We start from the raw sequence: 25608 nt of genomic DNA, 5'->3' as shown, positions 1-25608 counted from the left end.
AGGAGTGGACCGGCGGTACCTGGTTCACCTGCACGGACTAGGGTTGACGACCATGACCAGTCATACCGGGAACGCCGGAGTCGACGCGGCCGTCCGCGAGGAGCTGAACCGGCTGCGCGACAGCATCGACAACATCGACGCCGCCGTCGTCCACATGCTCGCCGAACGCTTCAAGGCCACCCAGCAGGTCGGCTACCTCAAGGCCCGCCATCAGCTGCCGCCCGCCGACCCGGCGCGCGAGTCCCGCCAGATCGAGCGGCTGCGGGTGCTCGCGGAGAACGCCAAGCTCGATCCGGCGTTCGCGGAGAAGTTCCTCAACTTCATCATCGCGGAGGTCATCCGCCACCACGAGCGGATCGCGGAGGACGCCCACGGCGGCCCGGCCGACTCCTAGATCAACTCCCTTGCGGGGGGCGCCTATTGGGCTCACAGAGGCGGACAAAGAGGCTCGTACCGATCCGCCTCTGTGCCCGGACTGCGGGATCAGGCAGCATGGCCCGCATGTCCGTACTGACGCGCGACGAAGCGCAGAGCCGTGCCGAACTCCTCGACGTCGACCACTACGCCGTCGAACTCGATCTCACCACCGGTGACGAGACCTTCGCGTCCGCCACCGTCATCCGCTTCACCGCGCGCACGGGCGCGGAGACCTTCGTCGAGATCAAGCCCGCCGAACTGCTCTCCGTCCAGCTCGACGGGGACGCCGTCGACCCCGGCACGCTGGCCGGCAACCGGCTGCCGCTGCACCTCACGGCGGGTGCGCACGAACTGCGCGTCGAGGCCCGGATGCGCTACTCGCGCACCGGCGAGGGCATGCACCGCTTCACCGACCCCGCCGACGGCGAGACCTACGTCTACACCCAGCTGTTCATGGAGGACGTCCAGCGCGTCTTCGCCGCCTTCGACCAGCCCGACCTGAAGTCCGTCTTCGACCTGACCGTCACGGCCCCCGAGGGCTGGAGCGTCCTCGCCAACGGCGTCACCGAACACCTCGGCGCCGGCCGCTGGAAGGCCGCCCCGACCCCGCTGACCTCCACCTACCTCGTCGCCGTCGCCGCCGGCCCCTGGCACTCCGTGCGCACCGAGCACGCCGGCCTCCCCTTCGGCCTGCACTGCCGCCGCTCCCTGGCCCCCTACCTCGACGCGGACGCGGACGAACTCTTCGAGATCACCCGCCAGTGCTTCGACCGCTACCACGAGAAGTTCACCGAGCCCTACCCGTACGACTCCTACGACCAGGCGTTCGTCCCCGAGTTCAACGCCGGCGCCATGGAGAACCCCGGACTGGTCACCTTCCGCGACGAGTTCGTCTTCCGCTCCGCCGTCACCGACACCGAACGCCAGTCCCGCGCGATGGTCATCGCCCACGAGATGGCCCACATGTGGTTCGGCGACCTCGTCACCCTGCGCTGGTGGGACGACATCTGGCTGAACGAGTCCTTCGCCGAGTACATGGGCTACCAGACGACGGCCGAGGCGACGCGCTTCAAGGGCCCCTGGGTCGAGTTCGGCGTCTCCCGCAAGGCCTGGGGCTACGACGCCGACCAGCGCCCCTCGACCCACCCGGTCGCCCCCGAGAAGGTCGACGACACCGCCGCCGCCCTCCTCAACTTCGACGGCATCTCCTACGCCAAGGGGGCGTCCGCGCTACGGCAGCTGGTGACCTGGCTCGGCGAGAAGGACTTCCTCGCCGGCATCAACACCCACATCGAACGGCACAAGTTCGCCAACGCCTCCCTCGCCGACTTCGTCGACTCCCTCGCCTCCGCCACCGACCGCGACGTCCACGCCTGGGCCGACGCCTGGCTGCGCACCACCGGCGTCGACACCCTCACCCCGGTCGTCGCGGGCACCGGCGCCGCCCACACCCTCACCGTGGAACGCGCCGGCAGCAGGCCGCACCGCATCGGCGTAGGGCTGTACGACGGACACGGCGACGGGCTCGTCCTGCGCGAACGCCTCGACCTGGACGTCCCCCAGAGCGAGCCCGTCCCGCTGGGCAAGAAGCCCGCGGTGCTGCTCCTCAACGACGGCGACCTCACCTACGCCAAGGTCCGCTTCGACTCCTTCGGCCCGGTCCGCGCCGGACTCTCCCGGCTGCCCGACCCGCTGACCCGCGCGGTCGTCTGGAACGCCCTGCGCGACGCCGTGCGCGACGGTGAACTCCCGCCCGCCGCCTACCTGGAGACCGCCCGCGCGCACCTCCCGCACGAGACCGACCTCGCGCTCGCCGAAGCGGTCCTCGGCTTCGCCGGCCAGCTCGCCGACCGCTACCTGACCCCCGAGGAGCGCCCGGCCGCCCTCTCGACGCTCGGCTCCCTGTGCCGCGACCTCATCCGCCGCACCGAGGACGGCGACAGCCCCGGCCTGCGGCTCATCGCGGTCCGGCACTTCATCGACGTCGCCGCGCACCCCGACACCATCGCCGCGTGGCTCGCGGACGGGACGGTGCCGGGGGGACCCGAGCTGGATCCCGCGCTGCGCTGGCGGATCCTGGCGCGGCTCGCCGTGCTGGGGGAGACGGGCGAGGCCGCCATCGCCGCCGAGTTGGTGCGCGACCCTTCCGCAACCGGTCAGGAAGGGGCGGCGCGTTGCCGTGCGGCGCTGCCTGAACTCGCGTCCAAGGAGCGGGCGTGGGCGGCCATGTTCGACTCCGACGAGCTGTCCAACTACCTGTTCACCGCCACGGCCCAGGGCTTCTGGCAGCCCGAACAGGCCGAGCTGCTGCGGCCGTTCGTGGGGCGGTTCTACGAGGCCGCCGTCGCCGTCGCGGCCCGGCGGGGGCCCGCGATGGCGACGGCCGTGGGGCGGTGGGCGTTTCCCGCCTATGCCGTCGACGCCGAGAACCTGCGGCTCGGGGAGGCCTGTCTGGCGGAGGGGGAGGCGATTCCCGCGCTGCGGAGGCGGCTGGCGGATGAACTCGATGATCTGGCGCGGGTGTTGAAGGTGCGGGGGGTGTAGCCGGGGGGTGCGCGGGCCGGGGCGGCGCTGTGGCGTCAAGGAGGCGGCGCCGCCGGGGTCGTAGAAACATATTTTCGCCGCGCGGGCGTCCCCCTTTCGGGGCTGATCGCCGGGGTTTCGGTGCGTGTCCTTTTCTTTCGGGACAAGCTGGAGTGGCTCTCGTTCCCGCCAGACCTCGACGACCGCACCGGAGGCATCCATGAGTGTGCCGCCCCTCGCTTCGGGTCCCGAAGGGCCGGACGCCTTACGCCCGTTGCTCGACACCGTGCTGGCCGCGCTGGCGGCGGGGGCGCGGGCGCGCGGGGGCCCGCTGCCGGGCGGCGGACCTGAGAAGGTCGCCGCGCGGATGCGGGAGGCGGTGGGGGAGGTGCTGCCGGAGCGGGGGGACCCTGCGGCGCTGGGGGCGTTGGTACAGGCGCTCGCGGAGACCTCCGCCGACCCGGCGGACCCGCTGTGCGCGGCCCATCTCCACTGCCCGCCGCTGGCGTTGCCGGCCGCCGCCGATCTGGCGGTTTCGGTGCTGAACCCGTCGCTGGACTCCTGGGATCAGGGGCCGGGGGGGTCGGAGCTGGAGGGGTGGGTGACGAGGGCGCTCGCCGATGAGGTCTACGGGACCGCACCGGCGAGTGAGCCGAAGGGGCGCGTCGGTGTCGAGAGGGTGAGCGCGCGGAGGCCCGAAGGGTCGAGCACGGTCGCGCTCTCGACACCGACTCAGGCGCCCCGGAGGCGAACCGAGCCGCAAAAAAGGGGGGCGCTTTTCACCACCGGCGGCACCGAAGCCAACCAACTCGCCCTCCTCCTCGCCCGCGAAGCCCACTCCGGCAGCGTCCGGCTGGTCTGTGGCGCCAACTCCCATCACTCCCTCGCCCGTTCGGCCTGGCTGCTCGGGCTGCCCGAGCCTCTCGTCGTCCCCGCCCCCGCAGGCGTCCTCGACCCCGTCGCCCTCGACGAAGCCCTCACCCGCCTCAAGGGCCCCACCCTCGTCGCCGCCACCGCCGGCACCACCGACGCCGGTCTCATCGACCCGCTCCCCGAGATCGCCGCCCGCTGCGCGGCGCACGGCGCGCGGCTGCACGTCGACGCGGCCTACGGCGGCCCCCTCCTCTTCAGCGCCCGGCACCGGGCCAAGCTCGACGGCCTCCGCGCCGCCCACACCGTCACCCTCGACCTGCACAAACTCGGCTGGCAGCCGGTCGCCGCAGGACTCCTCGCCGTCCGCGACGCGACCGACCTCGCCGCCCTCCACCTGCGCGCCGACTACCTGAACGCGGACGACGACACGGAGGCGGGACTCCCCGACCTGCTGGGCCGCTCACTGCGCACGACCCGCAGACCGGACGTCCTGAAGATCGCGGTCACCCTCAAGTCCCTGGGCCGCGAAGGGATTTCGGCGCTGATCGACCAAGTCTGCGCGACCGCCCAGGAGTTCGCGGGCCGCATCGCCGCCCACCCCCGCTTCGAGCTGTACGACACCCCGGCGATCAGCACCGTCCTGTTCCGCCCGCTGTCCGCGAGCGACGCCCACGTCGCGGACGTCAGAAGGGCGTTGCTGGAGCAGGGGCGGGCCGTGCTGGGGCGGGCGCGGATGGACGGGCGGCTGTGGCTGAAGGTGACGCTGCTGAACCCCCGTACCCGGCCGGACGATCTGGACCGGCTGCTGCACCTCGTGGAAGGAACCACCCCCGCATGACCACCCCGGACCCCGAGACCCCCCGCGACCTGGTCGGCGTCGGCCTCGGCCCCGTCAACCTCTCGCTCGCCGCCCTCGCCCAGCCGCTGGCCGGCCTCGACGCGGTCTTCTACGAGCAGCGCCCCTCGTTCTCCTGGCACCCCGGCCTCCTCATCGAGGGCACCCGGGTCCAAGTCCCCTTCCTGGCCGACCTGGTGACCCTCGCCGACCCGGCCAGCCCCTGGACGTTCCTCAACTACCTCAAGACCCGCGACCGCCTCTTCCCCTTCTACTTCGCCGAGCGCTTCCACATCCAGCGCGCGGAGTACGACGCCTACTGCCGCTGGGTCGCCCAGCACCTCCCCGGGCTGCACTTCCGCCACCAGGTCGACGCCGTCCGCTGGAACGCCGAACGCGAGCTGTTCGAGGTCGACTTCACCCAGCTCGACGCGGACGGCGAGGCGGAGGCGCTGGGGCGGACGTACACGCGGAACGTCGTCCTCGGTGTCGGCACGGAACCCTATGTCCCGGAGCCGCTGCGGCCGTTGGCCGAGGCGCCCGGCTTTCCCGTGCTGCACTCCTGCGAGTACCTCGACCACCGCGCGGCGCTGCTCGCCGCCGGGCACGTCACGGTCGTCGGGTCCGGGCAGTCCGGCGCGGAGATCTTCCTCGACCTGCTGCGCCACCGCCCGCCCGGCGCCGAGAAGCTGCACTGGATCGGCCGCAGCGAGGCTTTCACGCCCATGGAGTACTCCAAGCTCGGCCTGGAACACTTCACCCCCGACTACACCCGCTACTTCCACGCCCTCCCGGACGAGACCAGGGAGCAACTCCTCGCCCGCCAGGGCCACTTGCACAAGGCGATCGACGCGGCCACCCTCGCCGCGATCCACGACGAGCTGTACGACCGCACGCTGCACGGTGGCTGGCCCGACGCCGTCCTCACCCCCGGCGTCCGCGTCCGCACCGCCGGACGGCTCGCGACCACGAAGGTCGAACTCCACCTGGAACACGTCCAGCAGGGCACCCGCTCCCGGCTCGCCACCGACGCCGTCGTCCTCGCCACCGGCCACCGCGAACGCCCCCTGGACCAGCTCCTCGCCGGACTCGACCCCTTCCTGAGCCGCGACGCCGCCGAACGCCCGCGTATCGACGAGCAGTTCAGACTCGTCCTGGACCCGGCCGTCACCGGCGCGGTCCACGTCCAGAACGCGGAACGCCACTCGCACGGCGTGGGCGCGCCCGACCTGGGCCTCGCGGCCTGGCGCAGCGCGAGCATCCTCAACTCGCTGATGGGCAAGGAGACGTACCAGCTGCCGAGCCGAACGGCGTTCACCACGTTCGGACTTGAGCCGCTGCCGAGGGTCCCGGCGGCCCGCCGCCCGCAGACGCTGACCCCGCTGGTCGAAGGCCGCTGAACCGCCGCGAGGGGGACCCGGAACACCGGATCCCCCCAACAGCCGCCTAACGCAAGGGACTTAGAAAACCGGCGTGCCGTCCCGCGTCAGCTTCCAGTCCACCGACGCGAAGTCCTTCGGGTCAAGCACGCCCTTCGCCGTCACCCACTCCGCGATCCGCGTCCGGATCTCCGTCGACTCCGCCCACAACTCCTGCGCCGAGGCGACGTGCGGGAACGCCCCGCCGCCGTTGGCGCGGTAGTTGTTCACGGCGAACACGAACTGCTGGGCGTCGTCGAGCGCCGCCCCCTTGTAGGTGAGGTTCTTGATCCGGGAACCGGCCGGCTGCGCGATGTCGATGTCGTAGGAGAGACCCGACACGTAGTCGTAGTTGTAGTCGGGGCGGTTGCCCGCGTTCGTCAGCTTGTCGGCGTCCACGGCCGCGCCCGCCGGGGTCTGGACGTAGTACTGCGCCGAGTACTCCAGGTACGCCCGCAGCTGCGCGCCCGTCATCAGCTTCGCGACCAGCGTGTTGTCGTACACGTACAGGCTCGACAGGTCGCGGATCGTCACGTTGCCGGCCGGGATCTCCGAGGTGCGGGAGAACGGGGAGGCCTGGGAGAGGACGGGGAGGGCGGCGTAGGAGGTGCCGGCGAGGGCCGCCTTCACCACGTCCTCCTGGACCTTCGTGATGAGGTCGATGATCGGGGCGTCCTTGTAGCGGGCCTCGACTGTCGTCAGCGTCTGGGTCGCCGTGCCGACGACCTGGTTGACGTACTTGACGACCTTCGCGTGCTCGTCGCTCAGCAGCTTGGTGATCTTCGGGTCGTCGGCGACGGTGTTGGAGTTGAGGACCTTCGACGACACCGACTCGACGCTCCAGCGCCCGCGTTCGAAGACCAGCTCGACGTCGAACACCGACAGCCGCTCCGCGTACGCCAGCGGCTCCGAGAGGACCACGGTCTTGCCGGTCTTGTCGTTGACGACCTTCAGCTCCGGGATCTCCACGTGCGCGTGGCCGACCAGGATCGCGTCGATGCCGGGGACCTGCTTGGCGATGTTCGCGGCGGCGTTCTCGACGTACGGGAGCTGGTCACCGTAGGAGGAGGTGCCCGAGGAACCGGAGTGGGCCGAGACGATGACGACGTCCGCGCCCAGGGAGCGCAGCTTCGGGACCCACTTCGCGGCCTGCTCCTCAAGACCGGGGAACGCCAGCTTGCCCTGGACGTAGGCCTTGTCCCAGATCGCGATGCCGGGGTTGGTGAGGCCGAGGATCGCGACCTTGACCGGCGGGGCGCCCTTCGGGCAGAGGGTCTTGATGACGTACGGCTGGAACGCGGGCTTCAGGGTCTTCGCGTCGACGGCGTTCGCGCCCAGCAGGGGGAAGCGCAGCTGGGACTCGAACGTGCGCAGGGTCTCGATGCCGTAGTTGAACTCGTGGTTGCCGAGCGCGGCGGCGTCGTACCCGATCGCGTTCATGGCCCGCGCCATGGGGTGGACCGGGCCGCCCTTGGCGGTGATCGGGTCGACCTTCGCGTAGTAGTAGGTGAGCGGGGTGCCCTGGATGGTGTCGCCCGCGTCGATGAGGAGGGTGTTCTCGCGGCCCTTCTCCTTGCGGAGCTGGTTGACGAGGGTCGAGATGCGGGCCAGGCCCTGGGCGTTGCCGGCCGCGTCCTTGTACTCCGCGTCCTTGAAGTAGTCCCAGTTGAAGACGTGGCCGTGCAGGTCGGTCGTGCCGAGCACGGTCAGCGCGTAGCGCTTCTTCTTCCGCACCGGCTGGGCCGCCTCTGCCGCCGGCGCCGCCACCGCGCTCGCCACCGCCACCCCCGCTCCGGTCGCGGCGGACTTCTTCAGGAACTTCCGGCGGTTCAACGGCATGTCGTGCTCTCCTAGGGAACTGGTCAACGACGCGCGTAGATTCTGACCCGGACATGACCTCCGGCAACAGGTCTGGCAGGTTGCGATCCGGTGACCTGACGTGCCGAATCGGACGTGCCAGAGTGGACCGCATGACGAACGGCACCCCTGACACACCTCTGCTCACCGTCCGTGGCCAGGCCCTGGTCGAGACCGGCCCCGAACGCGCCCGCCTCGGCATCACCGTCACCGCCCGCGCCCGCGACCGCCGTTCTGTCCTCGCCGACCTGACCGCCCGCAACGCGGCTGCCCTCGACCTGGTCACGTCGTACGGCGACGCCGTCGAGCACGTCTCCTCCGGCACCTTCTCCGTCGCGCCCGAACTCGCCGAACGCGGCCGGGGCGAGAAGATCCGCAGCTATCACGGCCACACCCATCTCACCGCCCTCCTTACCGACTTCACCGCCCTCGGCGAACTCGCCACCCGCCTCGCCGACCTCGACCTCACCCAGGTCGAGGGCCCCTCCTGGGAACTGCGCCCCGACTCGCCGGCGTACCGGGAGGCCCGGACCCGGGCGGTGCAGGACGCCGTCCGGCGGGCGCGCGAGTACGCCGAGGCGCTCGGGACGGCGGTCGCGGCGCTGATCGAGCTGTCGGACACGGGGGAGGCGCAGCCGCCCCGGCCCCGGGCCGCGTTCGGGCGGGCGATGCGGCAGCTGGCGGCGGTGGAGAGCGCGCCCGAGCCGCTGGACCTGGAGCCGCCGCTGCTGCGGGTGGAGGCGGAGGTCACCGCCCGGTTCACGATGAACCCCGTCCTGTCACCTTGAAGGGTGCTCATCGGAGCATAGGGGTGCACACTTAAACCTTTGTCAACAAGCTTTCACGTAAAGGTTGTTGAGCGGCCATACGCGGCCAATTCACTACCCCCCGGTAGGGCCTAGGGTCGGAGTATGCGCCGAGCAAAGATCGTCTGCACCCTGGGGCCCGCCACCGACTCGTACGACCAGATCAAGGCCCTGGTCGACGCCGGGATGGACGTCGCCCGCTTCAACCTCAGCCACGGCGGACACGCCGAGCACGAGGAGCGTTTCCGCCGCGTCCGCAAGGCGGCGGAGGAGACCGGCCGGGCGGTCGGTCTGCTCGCCGACCTTCAGGGTCCGAAGATCAGACTCGGCCGCTTCACCGAGGGCCCGGTCCTCCTGGAGCGCGGCGACTCCTTCACGATCACCGTCGAGGAGGGCGCCGAGGGCGACCGCCACTCCTGCGGCACGACGTACGCGGGCCTCGCCGCCGATGTCACCCCGGGCGAGCGCGTCCTCGTCGACGACGGCAAGGTCTGCCTGGAGGTCGTCGAGGTGGACGGGCCGCGCGTGCGCACCACCGTCGTCGAGGGCGGGGTGATCTCCGACCACAAGGGGCTGAACCTGCCCGGCGTCGCCGTCTCCGTGCCCGCGCTCTCCGCGAAGGACGAGGCCGATCTGCGCTGGGCCCTGCGCACCGGCTTCGACGTCGTCGCGCTGTCCTTCGTCCGTTCGGGGCGTGACATCGTCGACGTCCACCGGATCATGGACGAGGAGGGGCGCCGGCTGCCCGTCATCGCCAAGGTGGAGAAGCCGCAGGCGGTCGAGGCGATCGACGACATCGTCGCCGCCTTCGACGGGATCATGGTCGCCCGGGGGGATCTGGGCGTCGAGATGCCGCTGGAGCAGGTCCCGATCGTGCAGAAGCGCGCGGTCAAGCTGGCCAGGCGCAACGCCAAGCCGGTCATCGTCGCGACCCAGATGCTCGACTCGATGATCGAGAACTCCCGGCCGACGCGCGCCGAGGCCAGCGATGTCGCCAACGCGGTCATCGACGGCGCGGACGCGGTGATGCTCTCCGGCGAGACCAGCGTGGGCAAGCACCCCATCGGCGCGGTCCGCACGATGGCCAGGATCGTCGAGGCCGCCGAGGAGGACCTCCTCGCCAAGGGCCTCCCGCCGCTGACCGAGTCGAACAAGCCGCGCACCCAGGGCGGGGCGGTCGCCCGCGCGGCGGCCGAGATGGGCGACTTCCTCGGCGCCCGCTTCCTGGTCGCGTTCACCCAGTCGGGCGATACCGTCCGACGGCTTTCGCGCTACCGCTCCCCGATCCCGCTGCTCGCCTTCACCCCCGACCCGGCCACCCGCGCCCAGCTCAGCGTCTCCTGGGGCGTCGAGACCCTGCTGGGCCCGTACGTCGACTCCACCGACGCGATGGTCGGCCAGGTGGACGAGCTGCTGCTGAGGCACGGGCGCTGCCAGAAGGGCGACGTGGTCGTCATCACCGCCGGTTCGCCGCCCGGGGTGTCCGGTTCGACCAACATGGTGCGGGTCCATCACATCGGGGAGGACGACAGCCCCAAGTAGGCGTAGGGGCCCGGGGGATGAGGATCCGCAGACGAAAACGGAGGATCATCCGACGATGATCCTCCGGGGATGCCCGAAAAGCTGTGTTTCTAAGGAAAGTACCCCGGGTCGGATTCGAACCGACGCTGGATGGTGTTTGAGACCATTGCCTCTACCGCTGGGCTACCGGGGCCCCTTGCAATCAAAGGTCGGCGGTCACCCGCCGTGCCCCACCTTACCGCAGCTAGGTAGGCTCTTGTCAGCAGTACCCCTGCCCTGAACGAGGAGCCCAAGTGACCGCCGAGTCGCCCCAGCCCGCAGACGCGCCCGACGACGACAAGTCGCACGTGCCTCCGCTGACGACCCGCGTCGTCATCGCCGAGGACGAGGCCCTGATCCGCCTCGACCTCAAGGAAATGCTCGAGGAAGAGGGGTACGACGTCGTCGGCGAGGCCGGTGACGGCGAGCAGGCCGTCGAGCTGGCCCGCGAGCACCGGCCCGACCTCGTCATCCTCGACGTCAAGATGCCCAAGCTGGACGGGATCTCGGCGGCCGAGAAGATCGCCGAGGAGCGGATCGCGCCGGTCCTCATGCTCACCGCCTTCTCCCAGCGCGACCTCGTCGAGCGGGCCCGGGACGCCGGCGCGATGGCCTACCTGGTCAAGCCGTTCAGCAAGAGCGACGTCGTGCCCGCCATCGAGATGGCCGTCTCGCGCTTCACCGAGCTGAAGGAACTGGAGAAGGAGGTCGCCGACCTCACCCTCCGCCTGGAGACGCGCAAGCTGGTGGACCGCGCGAAGTCGATCCTCCAGACCGAGTACGGACTGACCGAGCCGGCCGCGTTCCGGTGGATCCAGAAGACGTCGATGGACCGGCGGATGTCGATGCAGCAGGTGGCGGAGGCGGTCATCGCGGACGCGGACGAGAAGAAGGCGTCGAAGGGCTAGGGCCTGTCCGGCGGATCAGGCTGGAGGAAATAGACGGATCTGCCCAGCTCACGTGAGCGGGGTCTGGTGCGTGCAGCTGCAAGGCGGAGGAGGGCGTCGACGCGGTGGGGGCACCTCCCGGCCGAAGGCTGGGGGACGTCGGCAACCGACGACAACGCCTGGGGGTACCCCCTGCTCGAAGAGCTTGGGGGAGCGCGTGCCAGGGCCCGCGACCCCAGCAAGATCCGCCGGACAGGCCCTAGACATGGGTAAGGGGCGGCCTCCTTGGAGGCCGCCCCTTACGTGTTTCTAGTCCTCGCCCAAGTACGCCTTGCGTACCGACTCGTCGTGCAGCAGGTCCTGTCCCGTCCCCGACAGCACGATGTTGCCGACCTCCATCACATGCCCATGGTCGGCGAGCGACAGCGCGGCCTGGGCGTTCTGCTCGACCAGCAGAATCGTCGTCCCCCCGGACTTCAGCTCCGCGATCGTCGCCATGATCTTCTGCATCATGATCGGCGAGAGCCCCATGGACGGCTCGTCCAGCATCAGCAGCTTCGGCTGGGACATCAGCGCCCGCCCCATCGCGAGCATCTGCTGCTCACCGCCGGAGAGGGTGCCCGCCGCCTGCCTGCGCCGCTCACCGAGGATCGGGAAGAGGTCGTAGGCGCGCTGGATGTCCTTCTCGATGCCGGGCTTGTCGCTGCGCAGGAACGCGCCGAGGCGCAGATTGTCCTCGATGCTCATGCGCGGGAAGATGTGCCGCCCCTCGGGGGAGTGGGCGAGGCCGAGCGCGACGATGTCGTGCGCGGGCACCTTCTTCAGCGACTTCCCGTTGAACCGGATATGTCCGCCGACGGGCTTGAGCAGGCCGGACAGCGTACGCAGGGTCGTCGTCTTGCCGGCGCCGTTGGTGCCGATCAGGGTGACGACCTCGCCGGCCTCGACCGAGAAGGAGATCCCCTTGACGGCCTCGATCTTGCCGTAGGCGACCCGCAGGTCCTCCACTTCGAGCAGTGCGGTCATCGCGCGTTCTCCTTGCCGGGCTCGGCGTCCGTCGGGCGGTCGGCGTGGGCCTCTTCGGCGTGCGCCTCGGCGGCCTCGACCCGGGCGGCCTCGTCGGCGCCGGGCGCCCCCTCGATGGGCTCCCCGAGATAGGCGGCGACGACGCGTTCGTCGCCCTGGACGGTCGCGCTGTCCCCCTCGATCAGCTTCTGCCCCTGGACGAGGACGGCGACCCGGTCGCAGAGGTTGAAGATGAACCGCATGTCGTGCTCGATGACGAGGACGGCGATGCCCTGGTCGCGGATGGCGAAGACCAGCTCCTCGGTGGCCCGCGTCTCCTGCGGGTTCATGCCGGCCGTCGGCTCGTCGAGGAGCAGCAGGCCCGGCTCGCTCGCCAGCGCCCGCGCGATCTCCAGCTTGCGCTGCTCGCCGTAGGGCAGATTGCGCGCGAGGTGGTCCGCCTTGTGCGCGAGGCCCACGAACTGGAGGAGTTCCAGGGCCCGTTCGCGCGATTCGGCCTCCGCCTTGTGGAAGCCGGGGAGCCTGAGGACGGCCGACCAGAAGCCCTCCTTGGTCCGGGTGTGCCGGCCCACGAGGACGTTCTCCAGGACCGTCATGTTCGCGAACAGCCGGATGTTCTGGAAGGTCCGGGCGATCCCGGCCGCCGTCACCTTGAAGGGCTTGGGCGGCAGCACCTTGTCCCGGTAGCGGACCTCGCCCTCGGTGGGGACGTACAGCCCGGTCAGACAGTTGAAGAAGGTCGTCTTGCCGGCCCCGTTCGGGCCGATCAAGCCGACGATCTCCCCACTGCCCACCTGGAGGTCGACTCCGCGTACGGCGGTCAGCCCGCCGAAGCGCATGGTGACGCCGCGGGCGTCGAGAACCGTGTTCGTCATGGTGTCAGGCCCCTGCCTTCGAAAGGACGGTGGGCGCTTCCGCCTCCTCGTGGAACTCCAGCTGGCGGCGCCGGTTCGGGATCAGGCCCTCCGGGCGGAACCGCATCAGCAGGACCAGGGCGAGACCGAAGGTGAAGAGCTGGTAGTCGCCGAGGAACTGGAGCTTGTTGGGGATCAGGAACAGCAGCGCCGCGCCGACGAGCGGTCCGCTGATCGTGCCCATGCCGCCCAGGACGACCGCGGCCAGCAGGAACGCCGAGTTCGGCGGGATCGTCCCCGCGAACAGGTACTGCTCCGGGGTGACCGTGTAGGTGACGTGCGCCTGGACCGTGCCGGCGAGGCCCGCGAGGGAGGCGCCGACCGCGAACGCGATCAGCTTGACCCGGAAGCCGTTGATGCCCATGGCGAGCGCGGCCGTCTCGTCCTCGCGGATCGCGACCCACGCGCGGCCGATCCGCGAGTCGCTGGAGCGCCGGAAGACCAGCACCACGACCGCCGTGATCAGCAGCATCAGGAAGAAGTAGTTCGCGAACCGGCCGATCGTGAACCCGGCGATGTCGTGCTGCGCGCCGAAGTCGAAGCCGAAGATCTTCAGGTTCGGGATCGAGGAGATGCCGTTGGAGCCGTTGGTGACGTCCGGGCCCGAGGTGCCGTCCAGGTTGTTCGCGGTGATCCGGAAGATCTCACCGAAGCCCAGCGTCACGATCGCGAGGTAGTCGCCGCGCAGCCGCAGCGTGGGCGCGCCGATCAGCACCCCGAACACCAGCGAGGCCGCCGCGCCGACCAACAGGGCCGCCCAGAACGGCAGATGCACCCCGAACGGCGAGCTCGGCGAGCCCGACACCAGCGCCGAGGCGTAGGCGCCGACGCCGAGGAAGGCGACGTACCCGAGGTCGAGCAGGCCCGCGAGGCCGACGACGATGTTCAGGCCGAGGGCGACCGTCGCGAAGATCAGGATGTAGACGCCGATCGTCGCGTACTGGTCGTCGGTCTGCGTGAACGGGAACGCCGCCGCCGCGAGGAACGCGCCGCAGATCGTGACGTTCTGGTGGCGCGCGGTCAGCTGGGAGGCCTGGGCGACGAGACCGGACTTGTTCAGCGCGGCGAACCCGAACCCGGTGGTGATGAGGAACCCGATGAACAGCTCGTCGTACTCGGTGCCGATGCCGTAGGTGAAGACGGTCAGGCCGAGGGCGAGAATGCCGACGATGATCAGGATCTCGGCGTAGGCCGGGAGCTTGCCGACCGGCTTCGGGGTGCCTCCGGCGAACGCGGCGCGCAGGGTCGCCCCCGCGTGCCGGGCCCGCTGCCTGAACTGGTCCCAGCCCGAGTCGTCGGGGTCGAGGGGTTCGGGGGCGGGGCGTTCGAAGGGCAGCGCGAGGGCGCCGGCCAGGGCGGCGAGGGACGCGACCGCGGCGAGGAAACCGCCGGGTTCGAGGTTGACGAGGCCGCCGAGCTCGGTGCTGATGGACAAGGCCGTGTACCAGGCGGTCGCGAAGGTGGCGAGCGCCGCGAACTTGACCGCGCCGTCGCTTCCGGCGGGGGTGAGCCAGGTCAGGCCCTTGACGCCGTAGGAGGACAGGCAGAACAGGGTGGTCAGGAGGGCGCCGACCAGGACGAGGACCTGGAGGCCGCCCGGGTAGCCGTACACCGTCAGGTCGCCGGGGAAGTCGGCGGTCCAGGTCCAGGCGAGGAACGCGGAGACGACCGTCAGGGCGGCGCCGCCGGTCGCGAGCGCGCGGCCCGCCTTCTCCGGCAGGGGTATCAGCCCGCCCGCGGCGGGGACCGGGGTGCTCGGGGTCTCGGGCGTGGTGGTCTGTGTCGTCATGGCTCTCACGCCCTGTCCGCGACGCGCTCGCCGAGCAGCCCCTGGGGCCGCAGCAGAAGCACGAGGATGAGGAGTACGAAGGCCCAGACGTCGGCCCAGGACTGGCTGCCGAACTTGTCCAGACCGGGGATGTCCGCGATGTACGCGGTCGCCAGGGTCTCCGCGACCCCGAGGACGATCCCGCCGATCATCGCGCCGTAGATGTTGCCGATCCCGCCGAGGACGGCCGCGGTGAACGCCTTCAGGCCCAGGATGAAGCCCATCCGGAAGTTGATCTCGCCGTACTTCAGCCCGTACGCGACGGCCCCGACGGCGGCGAAGGCGGCGCCCAGCGCGAACGCGATCACGATGATCCGGTCGGTGTTGACGCCCATCAGCCGCGCGGTGTCCGGGTCCTGGGCGGTGGCCTGCATACCGCGCCCGGTGCGGGTCTTCATCACGAAGTACGCGAGGAACGCCATGCTGACCGGCGCCGCGCACAGCAGGAAGATGTCACCGGTCTGGATCGTGACGTTGCCCAGGTGGAAGGGGCCGCCCGCGATCTCGGGGAAGGTGCGCGAGGACTTGGCGTCCGGGTACCAGGCCCAGACCGCCTGCTGGAGCGCCAGCGACAGACCGATCGCGGTGATCAGCGGCGCGAGCCGGGGGGCACCGCGCAGCGGACGGTAGGCGAACCGCTCCGCCCCCACCGCGACGGTGACCGAGACGAGGATCGCCCCGGCCAGCATCAGCGGCAGCAGCACCCACATGCTGGTGCCGCTCGGCAGCCAGAGCGAGACCGTGAGCGCGCCGAAGGCGCCGGTCATGAAGATCTCGCCGTGGGCGAAGTTGATGAGCTGGACGATGCCGTAGACCATGGTGTAACCGATGGCGACCAGCCCGTACATTGCTCCCAGTAGCAGGCCGTTGACCAGCTGCTGCGGCAGTTCGTTCACCGCATGTCCTCCGAGACGGTTCGGTTGGGGGATCCGGCATCCGGATGTGCTCCGGCGGGGCCGGATGCGAGTGCGCGCGGGGCGCCAGTGGAACAGCGCCCCGCGCGGCTCGTGTTGCTGGATCGGCGTCAGTTGCCGTTGTAGGTACCGGACGTGACGGTCGTCCAGACCCCGCCCTTCACGGCGTACACCGTGAGCTGCTTGTTGGTGGCGTCGCCGAACTCGTCGAAGGAGACCTTGCCGGTCACACCGTCGAAGGAGACGTTCTGCATGGCCGCGGTGATCTTGGTGCGGGCGTCGCTGGGGAGCTTGCCGCCGTTGTCGTCGACGACCTTCTTGACGGCCTCGATGACCGCCCAGGCGCTGTCGTAGGAGTAGCCGCCGTAGGCCGAGTAACCGTCCTTGTAACCGGCCGCCTTGTAGTCCGCGACGAACTGCTTGGCGGAGGCCAGGGTCTCGACGGGGGCGCCGACGGAGGTCGCGAGGTCGCCGTCGCTGGCGGTGCCGCCCGCGAGCTTCATGAAGGTGTCGTCCTTGATGCCGTCGCCGCCGACCAGCGGGATCTTGGCACCGGCGGCCTTGATCTGCTTGCTCAGCGGACCGGCCTGCGGGTACTCGCCGCCGTAGTAGACGACCTGCGCGCCGGAGTTCTTCACCTTGGTGACGACCGCGGAGAAGTCCTTGGTGTCGGGGTTGATGTGCTCGGTGCCGACGACCTGGCCGCCGAGCTTCTTGAACTCCGCGGTGAACGTGGCCGACAGACCCGACCCGTAGGTCTTCTTGTCGTCGATCACGAAGACCTTGGTCAGCTTGGCCGTGTTGTACACGTACTGCGCGGCGAACGGACCCTGGATCGCGTCCGTGGTCGCGGTACGGAAGTACGACTTGTACGGGCGGACCTTCTTGGTCTGCCAGTCCTGGCCCTGGGTCAGCGCCGGGCCGGTGTTGGCGGGGGAGACCAGGACCAGCTTGGCGTCGTCGAGGACCTTCTGCATCGACTCGGCGACCGAGGAGTTCAGCGGGCCGACCACGCCGAGGACGTTCTTGTCGGCCACGAACTGGGCCGCGTTCTGCTGGCCCTGGGAGGGCTGGATCTGGTCGTCGAGGGACTCGACCTTGAAGGTGACGCCCTTGACGAACTCCTGCTTGTTGGCGATCTTCGCGGCGAGGTCCGCGGAGTTCTTGATGCCGAGGCCCATGGCGGACAGATCACCGGTCAGCGGGGCGTCGACGCCGATGGTGACGGTCGTGCCGCCCGAGGCGGAGCCCTTGTCATCACTGCCGCCGCGGGAGCCGCAGGCGGTGAGCGTGAGTGTGCCCGCCGCCAGCGCGGCGGTGATGGCGATGAGCGAACGTTGACGCACGTTCCAGTCCTTTCCCTGCACGGGACTTCCCGGCTATTCCGCCGCGCCGTGACTGGCCGTGACTCTAAGCGGGTCCGGGATACCGAGAGGAGAGTCTGGAACAGGATGTGACTCTCTTGTTATGACCAGGGGTAATACGAGGCGGTTCGAGAACCGTCCGGATGCTGAGAACCCGCAGGACTGGCGGGTGCTGCGTTCAGGTGTCTCGGGGTTTTTGGTGATTACCGGGAAAAGGTTCAACGGCCACGGAAATCGTGATCGTTTATTGCGTCGCTATTACGCAGCGTTACGTTTGGGAAAGGGAATCCGGCATTCAGCTCCACATTCCCGCATTCCGCCCCCCCGGGGGGGGTGACACGAAGAAGCGCCCTCCGGCCGGGGCGGGAGGGCGCTGGGCGGGGCCGCCGGCTCAGCCGGGCAGGGACGTCTCCTCGTTCGCCCGTACGTCCCGCAGGAGGCAGGTGAGCCGGGCGGTGCAGACGCGGCGCCCCGACCCGTCGGTGATCACGATCTCGTACGTCGCCGTCGAGCGGCCCCGGTGCACGGGCGAGGCGACGCCGGTCACCGAGCCGGAGCGGATGCCGCGGTGGTGGGTGCAGTTGAGGTCGACGCCGACCGCGATCTTCGAACTGCCGCCGTGCAGCATCGCCCCGACCGAGCCGAGCGTCTCCGCCAGCACGGCCGAGGCGCCGCCGTGCAGCAGCCCGTACGGCTGCGTGTTGCCCTCCACCGGCATCGTGCCCACGACCCGCTCCGCCGAGGCCTCGACGATCTCCACGCCCATCCGGTTGCCCAAGTGGCCCGCGGAGAACAGGGCTTGGATGTCGATGCCGAGGGCGGCGTACTCGTCGATGACGTCCTGGGGGAATCGCGCGTGCTGCTGCTCGCCCATGGGTCGCGGCTCCGTTTCGTCGTGTCCTGCTCGTCGGGTCCCTGCCGTCACTGAGCAAACGCTCAGTCGGACGATTGTTCCAGACGGACCACGACCGACTTGCTGGCCGGGGTGTTGCTCGTGTCCGCCGTGGCGTCCAGGGGGACGAGGACGTTGGTCTCCGGGTAGTAGGCGGCGGCGCAGCCGCGCGCGGTCGGGTAGGCGACGACGCGGAAGCCGGGCGCGCGCCGCTCGACGCCGTCCTTCCACTCGCCGACCAGGTCCACGTAGTCGCCGTCGGCCAGACGCAGCGCGCGGACGTCCTCGGGGTGGACCAGGACGACGCGGCGGCCGTGCGTGATGCCCCGGTAGCGGTCGTCGAGGCCGTAGACCGTGGTGTTGTACTGGTCGTGCGAGCGCAGCGTCTGGAGCAGCAGGCGGCCCTCGGGCAGCTCGGGGGACTCGACCGGCGCGGCCGTGAAGTTGGCCTTGCCGGTCGCCGTCGGGAAGCGGCGTTCGTCGCGCGGGGCGTGCGGGAGGGCGAAGCCGCCGGGGTGGGCCACGCGCGCGTTGAAGCCGGCGAAACCGGGGACCACGCGCGCGATGCGGTCACGGACGGTCCCGTAGTCGCCCTCGAACTCCTCCCAGGGGATGACACTGCGCTCGCCCAGGACGCGCCGCGCGAGCCGGCACACGATCGCCGGTTCCGACAGCAGGTGCGCGCTCGCGGGCGCCAGCCGGCCCCGGGAGGCGTGCACCATCCCCATGGAGTCCTCGACGGTCACGAACTGCTCGCCGCCGCGCTGGAGATCGCGCTCGGTGCGCCCGAGGGCGGGCAGGATCAGCGCGCGGGCGCCGGTCACCACATGCGAGCGGTTGAGCTTCGTCGACACCTGCACCGTCAGCCGCGCGCGGCGCATCGCCGCCTCCGTGACCTCCGTGTCCGGCGCGGCCGAGACGAAGTTGCCGCCCATCGCGAAGAACACCTTGGCCGCGCCGTCCCGCAGCGCGCGGATCGCGCGTACGACGTCGTACCCGTGCGCGCGCGGGGGAGCGAAGCCGAACTCCCTCTCCAGGGCGTCCAGGAACGCGGGCGCGGGGCGTTCGAAGACGCCCATCGTGCGGTCACCCTGGACGTTGCTGTGCCCGCGCACCGGGCACACCCCCGCGCCGGGGCGGCCGATGTTGCCGCGCAGCAGAAGGAAGTTGACGATCTCCCGGATCGTCGGCACCGCGTGCTTGTGCTGGGTCAGGCCCATCGCCCAGCAGACGATGACCCGCTGTGAGGCGAGGACCATGCGGAGGGTTTCCTCGATCTGCGCGCGGGTGAGGCCGGTGGCGGTGAGGGTGCCGTCCCAGCCGGTGGCCCGGGCGGCCCGGGCGAACTCCTCGTAGCCGTGGGTGTGTTCGGCGATGAAGGCGTCGTCCAGGGCGCCCGGGGTCTCGATGATCAGTTTGTTGAGGAGGCGGAAGAGGGCCTGGTCGCCGCCGAGGCGGATCTGGAGGAAGAGGTCGGTCAGCGGGGCGCCGGTGGTGAGGCCCTTGGCGGTCTGCGGATTCTTGAACCGCTCAAGTCCCGCCTCGGGCAGCGGGTTGACGCTGATGATCCGCGCGCCGGACGCCTTGGCCCGCTCCAGGGCGGAGAGCATCCGGGGGTGGTTCGTCCCCGGGTTCTGGCCCGCCACGATGATCAGGTCGGCCTGGTAGAGGTCTTCAAGGAGGACGCTGCCCTTGCCGACGCCGATGGTCTCGCCGAGCGCCGAACCCGACGACTCGTGGCACATGTTGGAGCAGTCGGGCAGGTTGTTCGTGCCCAGCTCGCGGACGAAGAGCTGGTAGAGGAACGCGGCCTCGTTGCTGGTCCGGCCCGAGGTGTAGAAGACGGCCTCGTCGGGCGAGGCGAGCCGCGCGATCTCGTCCGCGACGGTGGCGAACGCCCGCTCCCAGCTGACGGGTTCATAGTGGGAGGCGCCCTCGGGGAGGTACATGGGGTGGGTGAGGCGGCCCTGCTGCCCGAGCCAGTAGCCGCTGCGGGCGGCCAGGTCGGAGACCGGGTGCGCGGCGAAGAACTCGGGGGTGACGCGGCGCAGCGTGGCCTCCTCGGCGACCGCCTTGGCGCCGTTCTCGCAGAACTCGGCCGTGTGCCGCCGGCCGGGCTCGGGCCAGGCGCAGCCCGGGCAGTCGAAGCCGTCCTTCTGATTGACGCGCAGCAGCGTGAGCGCGGTGCGCCGCACGCCCATCTGCTGCTGCGCCATCCGCAGGCTGTGCCCGATCGCCGGGACACCTGCGGCGGCGTGCTGCGGCTCTCCGACCTCCGGCGCGTCCTGGACCGGGTCGGCTTTCGGGGGTTTCGTCGCCATCGCGGACCCACTCCTCACAGCCGTTCTCGCCTGTCCTTCGATCCTGCCACGGACCACTGACAGTCACCCCGTCCGCGCTCCCTCCGGCGGCCGGTGGCACAGCATTGTCAGTGGGCCGTGGCAGGATCGGGGGCGTGGCAGAGACAGCATCGAAGAAGACCGACAAGAGCCCCGGCGCAGGCCGGCCCCGGCTGATGCTCATGGATGGGCACTCACTGGCGTACCGCGCGTTCTTCGCGCTGCCGGCGGAGAACTTCACTACGGCGGTGGGGCAGCCGACCAACGCGATCTACGGCTTCGCCTCGATGCTGGCGAACACCCTGCGTGACGAGGCGCCCACGCACTTCGCGGTCGCCTTCGACGTGTCCCGCAAGACCTGGCGCTCCGAGGAGTTCACGGAGTACAAGGCGAACCGCTCCAAGACCCCGGACGAGTTCAAGGGCCAGGTCGAGCTGATCGGCGAACTGCTCGACGCGATGCACGTCTCCCGGTTCGCGGTCGACGGCTTCGAGGCCGACGACGTCATCGCGACGCTGGCCACGCAGGCGGAGGCCGAGGGCTTCGACGTCCTGATCGTCACCGGCGACCGGGACTCCTTCCAGCTGGTCACCGAGCACACGACGGTGCTCTACCCCACGAAGGGCGTCTCGGAGCTGACCCGGTTCACCCCGGAGAAGGTTTTCGAGAAGTACGGCTTGACGCCCGCCCAGTACCCGGACTTCGCGGCCCTGCGCGGCGACCCGTCCGACAACCTCCCCGGCATTCCCGGCGTCGGCGAGAAGACGGCCGCCAAGTGGATCAACCAGTTCGGCTCCTTCGCGGAACTGGTCGAGCGCGTCGAGGAGGTCAAGGGCAAGGCGGGCCAGAACCTCCGCGACCACCTGGACGCCGTCAAGCTCAACCGCCGCCTCACCGAGATGGTGCGCACGGTCGGGCTGGACAAGACGGTCCCCGACCTGGAACGCGCCCCGTACGACCGCACGGCCGTCGCGATGGTCCTGGACACCCTGGAGATCCGCAACCCGTCCCTGCGCGAGCGCCTGCTGGCCGTCGACCCCGGCGGCGAGGAGAGCGACGCGGCGGCCCCGGCGGGCGAGGGCATCCAGGTCGACGGCGCGGTGCTCGGCACGGGCGGGCTGGCCCCCTGGCTCGCCGGACACACGGACGGCACGCTGGGCGTCGCCACCGTCGACACGTGGGCGCTGGGCGCCGGCTCGGTCGCCGAGGTCGCCCTGGCCACCGCCGACGGCCCCGCCGCCTGGTTCGACCCCGCCCAGCTCGACGAGGCGGACGAGACCGCCTGGGCCGCCTGGCTCGCCGACGCGGCCAGGCCCAAGGTGTTCCACAACGCCAAGGGCGCCATGCGGGTCTTCGCCGAGCACGGCTGGAGCATCGCCGGCGTCAGCATGGACACCGCCCTCGCCGCCTACCTCGTCAAGCCCGGCCGCCGCTCCTTCGACCTCGACGCCCTCTCCCTGGAGTACCTGGGCCACGAGCTCCAGCCCGCCGCCGCGGCCGACGGCCAGCTCGCCTTCGGTGCCGACGACGGCGCCGAGGCCGACGCCCTGATGGTCCAGGCCCGCGCCATCCTCGACCTCGGCGAAGCCTTCGGCACCCGCCTCCAAGAGGTGGGCGCCGCCGACCTGCTGCACGACATGGAGCTGCCCACCTCTGTCGTCCTGGCCCGCATGGAGCGCCACGGCATCGCCGCCGACCGCGCCCACCTGGAGGCCATGGAGCAGATGTTCGCCGGAGCCGTCCAGCAGGCCGTCAAGGAGGCCCACGCGGCGGCGGGGCACGAGTTCAACCTGGGCTCGCCCAAGCAGCTCCAGGAAGTCCTCTTCGGCGAACTCGGCCTGCCCCGGACGAAGAAGACCAAGACCGGCTACACCACCGACGCCGACGCCCTCGCCTGGCTCGCCACCCAGACCGACAACGAACTGCCGGTCATCATGCTCCGCCACCGCGAACAGGCCAAACTGCGCGTCACGGTCGAGGGCCTGATCAAGACGATCGCCGCCGACGGCCGCATCCACACCACGTTCAACCAGACCGTCGCCGCCACCGGCCGCCTCTCCTCCGTCGACCCCAACCTCCAGAACATCCCCGTGCGCACGGAGGAGGGCCGCGCGATCCGCCGCGGCTTCGTCGTCGGCGAGGGCTACGAGTCGCTGATGACGGCCGACTACAGCCAGATCGAACTGCGCGTCATGGCCCACCTCTCCGAGGACCAGGGCCTCATCGACGCGTTCACCTCCGGCGAGGATCTGCACAACACCGTCGCCGCCCAGGTCTTCGCCGTCGACCGCGGCTCCGTCGACCCCGAGATGCGCCGCAAGATCAAGGCCATGTCCTACGGCCTCGCCTACGGCCTCTCCGCGTTCGGCCTCTCCCAGCAGCTGAACATCGACGCCGGGGAGGCCCGCGCGCTGATGGACACCTACTTCGAGCGCTTCGGCGGCGTCCGCGACTACCTGCACCGGGCCGTCGAGGAGGCCAGGGCCACCGGCTACACCGAGACCCTGTTCGGCCGCCGCCGCTACCTCCCCGACCTCAACAGCGACAACCGCCAGCGCCGCGAGACCGCCGAGCGGATGGCCCTGAACGCGCCGATCCAGGGCACCGCCGCCGACATCGTCAAGATCGCCATGCTGAAGGTCGACCAGGCCGTCCAGGAGGCGGGCCTCACCTCCCGGCTGCTGCTCCAGGTGCACGACGAAATCGTCCTGGAGATCGCCCCCGGCGAGCGGGAGCAGGTCGAGGCGCTGGTCCGCGCGGAGATGGCCGACGCGGTACGGCTGCGGGCGCCGCTGGACGTGTCCGTCGGCGACGGGGCGGACTGGGAGTCGGCGGCCCACTGAACGCCCGCCCCGGCCGGGGGAGTTGACGTCCCGGGAGCCCCTTGCGCGACTCAGGCCGAAGGGCTCCCCAGGGCCGTACATGAGCAACGGGTGAAAAGGCGACCCCGACGGGTGCCGGGTCAACGTAAGTTGTCGTAGGGTCGCGTGCGTCGCCCTACCCACCGGTACCACGGGCGAGCGGGGGGACAGGTCCGGCGAAGATCCGCACAACCCGTGCGGTCCGCCGATCGTCTCTACAGGGCGAGCAGTCGAGAAGACGGACGCCCGGGGCGTCCAGTGGGAGGGGTTCGCTTCATGTCGGCGCATTTCGGTAAGAGGCTGCGCAAGGGCGCCGTCAACACCACCGTGGCCGCCGTCGCGGTCGCCGCCCTCGCCGCGTCACAGGCCCCGGACGTCGTCGCGGGAGCGCAGAACAGACAGAGCGCCGCCGACAACACCCCCTCCGCGAGCGGCCAGGCGAGCGGCGGCGGCGCGACCGGCAACTCCCCGTACTACACCGACCTGCCGCCCCTCAACAGCCCCAACCCGGCGCCCAGCACGGGCACGAGCCCGACGACCGGCACCTCCATAGGCAGCTCCGAGTCCGGCATCCCCGCGACCGTCCTGGACGCCTACAAGAAGGCCGCCGACGCCCTCGCCCAGGCCAAGCCCGGCTGCAACCTCCCCTGGCAGCTCCTCGCCGCGATCGGCAAGGTCGAGTCGGGCCACGCCAATGGCGGCCGGGTCGACGCGAACGGCACCACGCTCACCCCGATCCTCGGCCCGCCCCTCAACGGCGTCGGCTTCGCCCACATCAGCGACACCGACAACGGCGCCTATGACGGCGACTCGACCTACGACCGCGCCGTCGGCCCCATGCAGTTCATCCCCTCCACCTGGGCCTGGGCCGGCCGCGACGGCAACGGTGACGGCAAGAAGGACCCCAACAACGTCTACGACGCCGCCCTGGCCGCCGCGCACTACCTGTGCCGCAACAGCTGGGACATGAACACCACCAGCGGCATGCGCAGCGCGATCCTCAGCTACAACCCCTCGACGGACTACTACAACACCGTCATCTCCTGGCTGGAGTACTACCGCAAGGACAGCCACTCCATCCCGGACGGCACCGGCACGCTCCCGTCCCACAGCAGCGGCACGGGTTCGGGCAGCGGCGGCACCACGCCGACGACGCCCACGACCCCGTCGTCCCCGCCGAAGCCGTCCACCCCCTCGACCCCCAAGCCCAACCCGCCGGAGACCCCCAAGCCGCCCACGACGACCCCGCCCAGCACCCCGCCGACCCCCACCGACACGGTCGACCACCTGGAGGCCACCTCCGCCGCCGCGCTCACCGCGACGGCCGGGGACACCTTCGCGACCCAGCTCGGCATCCGCGCGGAGACCGCCACGGGCATACCCGTCGGCAAGGTCCGTGTCCGCTTCGCGATCGTCGGCGACACGGACACCGCCTTCGCGACCGGCGAGAAGGTCGCCACCGTCGTCACCGGCGCCAAGGGCATCGCCACCCTCCCCGCCCTCAAGGCGGGCGAGAAGACCGGCACGTTCACGATCCGCGCCCTCCTGATCGGCCGCGAACTCACCCCGGTCGACACCAAGGCCACCGTCACCGCCCGCGCCGCCGACCTCCTGGCCCGCACCACGGACACCGCCCTCACCTGCGTCACGGGCGCCGAGTTCACCGACCAGGTCGAGGTCAAGGCCACCTACAAGGGCGCTGTCGCCGGCAAGGTCGCAGCCACCGCGACCCTGATCAAGTCCCTCCTCGACCCGGCCGCGAACGACCAGGGCCCCTACTTCAAGGACGCCGACGGCAAGCCCGTACGCACCCTGACCGGCCTGACGACCGACGCCAACGGCCTGCTCAAGCTGCCGAAGCTGTACGCCGACGACGTCACGGGCACGTTCCTGCTGCGCGTCACCACCGAGGGCGGGGCGACGATCGACGTCCCGCTCACCGTGACGGCACCGGAGCCGACGACCACACCGGAGCCGGAGCCCAGCGGATCGGCGGCACCGAGCCCGGCGGCGTGACGCGGCCCCTGTAGAGGCTCCTATAGACGAACGGCGCTCCTCCTCAAGTAGGAGGAGGGGCGCCGTACCTGTTCCCCTCTCCGCCCCCCATTGCTACGGTGCCGCCACCTGACGGCCCGTCAGGCCCGGGAGGTCCGTATGCGTGCCCTGATCGCCGCGGCGGCCGGTCTCGCCGCCGCGCTGGCCCTCGTCCTGACCGTCGGCGCGATCGGCACGCCCACCGGCAGGACGTCCCCGCGGCCGCTGCTGACGACCGTGCCCGCGCACCCCTGAGGAGG

At 70.7% G+C, this 25608-nt stretch carries 18 protein-coding genes and 1 tRNA gene; 10 read left to right on the top strand and 9 right to left on the bottom strand.

The window, feature by feature from the left end:
* Positions 1–52 precede the first annotated feature (52 nt).
* From ACYUD3_RS17195 to ACYUD3_RS17180, 4 genes are all read left to right on the top strand, one after another.
* Positions 53–394, top strand: coding sequence for a chorismate mutase (locus ACYUD3_RS17195; RefSeq protein WP_470970397.1), 342 nt, complete (start codon positions 53–55; stop codon positions 392–394).
* 107 nt (positions 395–501) lie between these two features.
* Positions 502–2961 carry an aminopeptidase N gene (gene pepN / locus ACYUD3_RS17190; protein WP_470970394.1) on the top strand — a complete coding sequence of 820 codons (2460 nt, stop codon included), beginning with the start codon at positions 502–504 and terminating at the stop codon, positions 2959–2961.
* A 199-nt stretch (positions 2962–3160) separates the two neighbouring features.
* Positions 3161–4651 (top strand): pyridoxal phosphate-dependent decarboxylase family protein, encoded by a 1491-nt coding sequence (locus tag ACYUD3_RS17185; protein WP_470970392.1) that lies wholly within the window; start codon positions 3161–3163, stop codon positions 4649–4651.
* Positions 4648–6048, top strand: a complete 1401-nt coding sequence (locus ACYUD3_RS17180; RefSeq protein ID WP_470970390.1) for a lysine N(6)-hydroxylase/L-ornithine N(5)-oxygenase family protein — start codon at positions 4648–4650, stop codon at positions 6046–6048. Before ACYUD3_RS17185 ends, ACYUD3_RS17180 begins: the two co-directional genes overlap by 4 nt.
* 60 nt (positions 6049–6108) lie before the next feature.
* Here the strand turns inward: ACYUD3_RS17180 and ACYUD3_RS17175 are convergent, their stop codons facing one another.
* Positions 6109–7905 carry a bifunctional metallophosphatase/5'-nucleotidase gene (locus ACYUD3_RS17175; protein WP_470970387.1) on the bottom strand — a complete coding sequence of 599 codons (1797 nt, stop codon included), beginning with the start codon at positions 7903–7905 and terminating at the stop codon, positions 6109–6111.
* Between the two features lie 131 nt (positions 7906–8036).
* Here ACYUD3_RS17175 and ACYUD3_RS17170 point away from each other — a divergent pair, with 131 nt between their 5' ends.
* Both ACYUD3_RS17170 and pyk read left to right on the top strand, forming a co-directional pair.
* A complete protein-coding gene (locus tag ACYUD3_RS17170; RefSeq protein ID WP_470970386.1) occupies positions 8037–8711 on the top strand; it encodes an SIMPL domain-containing protein in 675 nt (224 codons plus the stop codon).
* 123 nt (positions 8712–8834) lie between these two features.
* Complete coding sequence (gene pyk, locus ACYUD3_RS17165) at positions 8835–10271, top strand: pyruvate kinase (protein ID WP_470970383.1); 1437 nt, start codon at positions 8835–8837, stop codon at positions 10269–10271.
* 99 nt (positions 10272–10370) lie between these two features.
* Here the strand turns inward: pyk and ACYUD3_RS17160 are convergent.
* Positions 10371–10443 (bottom strand) — tRNA-Leu (locus ACYUD3_RS17160).
* A 100-nt stretch (positions 10444–10543) separates the two neighbouring features.
* Between ACYUD3_RS17160 and ACYUD3_RS17155 the strand changes: the two genes are divergently transcribed.
* Positions 10544–11197 (top strand): ANTAR domain-containing response regulator, encoded by a 654-nt coding sequence (locus ACYUD3_RS17155; RefSeq protein ID WP_470970381.1) that lies wholly within the window; start codon positions 10544–10546, stop codon positions 11195–11197.
* Positions 11198–11485: 288 nt separating this feature from the next.
* Here the strand turns inward: ACYUD3_RS17155 and ACYUD3_RS17150 are convergent, their stop codons facing one another.
* The 7 genes from ACYUD3_RS17150 to ACYUD3_RS17120 all read right to left on the bottom strand — a co-directional run bounded on the left by ACYUD3_RS17150 (position 11486) and on the right by ACYUD3_RS17120 (position 20435).
* Entirely contained in the window at positions 11486–12202 is a 717-nt protein-coding gene (locus ACYUD3_RS17150) for an ABC transporter ATP-binding protein (protein WP_470970378.1), read from the bottom strand.
* Entirely contained in the window at positions 12199–13077 is an 879-nt protein-coding gene (locus ACYUD3_RS17145) for an ABC transporter ATP-binding protein (RefSeq protein ID WP_470970376.1), read from the bottom strand. The genes ACYUD3_RS17150 and ACYUD3_RS17145 overlap by 4 nt, the downstream gene beginning before the upstream one ends.
* 4 nt (positions 13078–13081) lie before the next feature.
* On the bottom strand, positions 13082–14905 hold the full coding sequence (locus ACYUD3_RS17140; protein ID WP_470970374.1) for a branched-chain amino acid ABC transporter permease: 1824 nt from the start codon (positions 14903–14905) through the stop codon (positions 13082–13084).
* 5 nt (positions 14906–14910) lie between these two features.
* Positions 14911–15840, bottom strand: coding sequence for a branched-chain amino acid ABC transporter permease (locus ACYUD3_RS17135; RefSeq protein WP_470970371.1), 930 nt, complete (start codon positions 15838–15840; stop codon positions 14911–14913).
* A gap of 128 nt (positions 15841–15968) precedes the next feature.
* Positions 15969–17204: a branched-chain amino acid ABC transporter substrate-binding protein gene (locus ACYUD3_RS17130; RefSeq protein WP_470970369.1), complete on the bottom strand. Its 1236-nt coding sequence runs from the start codon at positions 17202–17204 to the stop codon at positions 15969–15971.
* A gap of 409 nt (positions 17205–17613) precedes the next feature.
* Positions 17614–18096 carry a PaaI family thioesterase gene (locus ACYUD3_RS17125; protein ID WP_470970367.1) on the bottom strand — a complete coding sequence of 161 codons (483 nt, stop codon included), beginning with the start codon at positions 18094–18096 and terminating at the stop codon, positions 17614–17616.
* Positions 18097–18158: 62 nt separating this feature from the next.
* Positions 18159–20435 carry an FdhF/YdeP family oxidoreductase gene (locus tag ACYUD3_RS17120; RefSeq protein WP_470970365.1) on the bottom strand — a complete coding sequence of 759 codons (2277 nt, stop codon included), beginning with the start codon at positions 20433–20435 and terminating at the stop codon, positions 18159–18161.
* Between the two features lie 134 nt (positions 20436–20569).
* Here ACYUD3_RS17120 and polA point away from each other — a divergent pair, with 134 nt between their 5' ends.
* From polA to ACYUD3_RS17105, 3 genes are all read left to right on the top strand, one after another.
* Entirely contained in the window at positions 20570–23296 is a 2727-nt protein-coding gene (gene polA, locus ACYUD3_RS17115) for a DNA polymerase I (protein ID WP_470970363.1), read from the top strand.
* Between the two features lie 294 nt (positions 23297–23590).
* Positions 23591–25330, top strand: a complete 1740-nt coding sequence (locus ACYUD3_RS17110) for a lytic transglycosylase domain-containing protein (protein WP_470970360.1) — start codon at positions 23591–23593, stop codon at positions 25328–25330.
* Positions 25331–25468: 138 nt separating this feature from the next.
* Positions 25469–25603, top strand: coding sequence for an SPW_0924 family protein (locus ACYUD3_RS17105; RefSeq protein WP_470970358.1), 135 nt, complete (start codon positions 25469–25471; stop codon positions 25601–25603).
* The last annotated feature ends 5 nt before the right edge of the window (positions 25604–25608 follow it).

This window comes from Streptomyces sp. AMJ-169, assembly GCF_055597585.1.
Note: the sequence above shows the minus strand (reverse complement) of the source record. Positions and strands in the feature narration are given on the sequence as shown.

Bases quoted from the DNA above. Each gene is read 5' to 3' on its own strand.
- ACYUD3_RS17125 (WP_470970367.1), bottom strand. From the start codon at position 18,096: ATGGGCGAGCAGCAGCACGCGCGATTCCCCCAGGACGTCATCGACGAG.
- pyk (WP_470970383.1), top strand. From the start codon at position 8,835: ATGCGCCGAGCAAAGATCGTCTGCACCCTGGGGCCCGCCACCGACTCG.
- ACYUD3_RS17175 (WP_470970387.1), bottom strand. From the start codon at position 7,905: ATGCCGTTGAACCGCCGGAAGTTCCTGAAGAAGTCCGCCGCGACCGGA.
- ACYUD3_RS17140 (WP_470970374.1), bottom strand. From the start codon at position 14,905: ATGACGACACAGACCACCACGCCCGAGACCCCGAGCACCCCGGTCCCC.
- ACYUD3_RS17120 (WP_470970365.1), bottom strand. From the start codon at position 20,435: ATGGCGACGAAACCCCCGAAAGCCGACCCGGTCCAGGACGCGCCGGAG.
- ACYUD3_RS17195 (WP_470970397.1), top strand. From the start codon at position 53: ATGACCAGTCATACCGGGAACGCCGGAGTCGACGCGGCCGTCCGCGAG.
- pepN (WP_470970394.1), top strand. From the start codon at position 502: ATGTCCGTACTGACGCGCGACGAAGCGCAGAGCCGTGCCGAACTCCTC.
- ACYUD3_RS17145 (WP_470970376.1), bottom strand. From the start codon at position 13,077: ATGACGAACACGGTTCTCGACGCCCGCGGCGTCACCATGCGCTTCGGC.
- ACYUD3_RS17110 (WP_470970360.1), top strand. From the start codon at position 23,591: ATGTCGGCGCATTTCGGTAAGAGGCTGCGCAAGGGCGCCGTCAACACC.
- ACYUD3_RS17185 (WP_470970392.1), top strand. From the start codon at position 3,161: ATGAGTGTGCCGCCCCTCGCTTCGGGTCCCGAAGGGCCGGACGCCTTA.
- ACYUD3_RS17180 (WP_470970390.1), top strand. From the start codon at position 4,648: ATGACCACCCCGGACCCCGAGACCCCCCGCGACCTGGTCGGCGTCGGC.
- ACYUD3_RS17150 (WP_470970378.1), bottom strand. From the start codon at position 12,202: ATGACCGCACTGCTCGAAGTGGAGGACCTGCGGGTCGCCTACGGCAAG.
- ACYUD3_RS17105 (WP_470970358.1), top strand. From the start codon at position 25,469: ATGCGTGCCCTGATCGCCGCGGCGGCCGGTCTCGCCGCCGCGCTGGCC.
- ACYUD3_RS17170 (WP_470970386.1), top strand. From the start codon at position 8,037: ATGACGAACGGCACCCCTGACACACCTCTGCTCACCGTCCGTGGCCAG.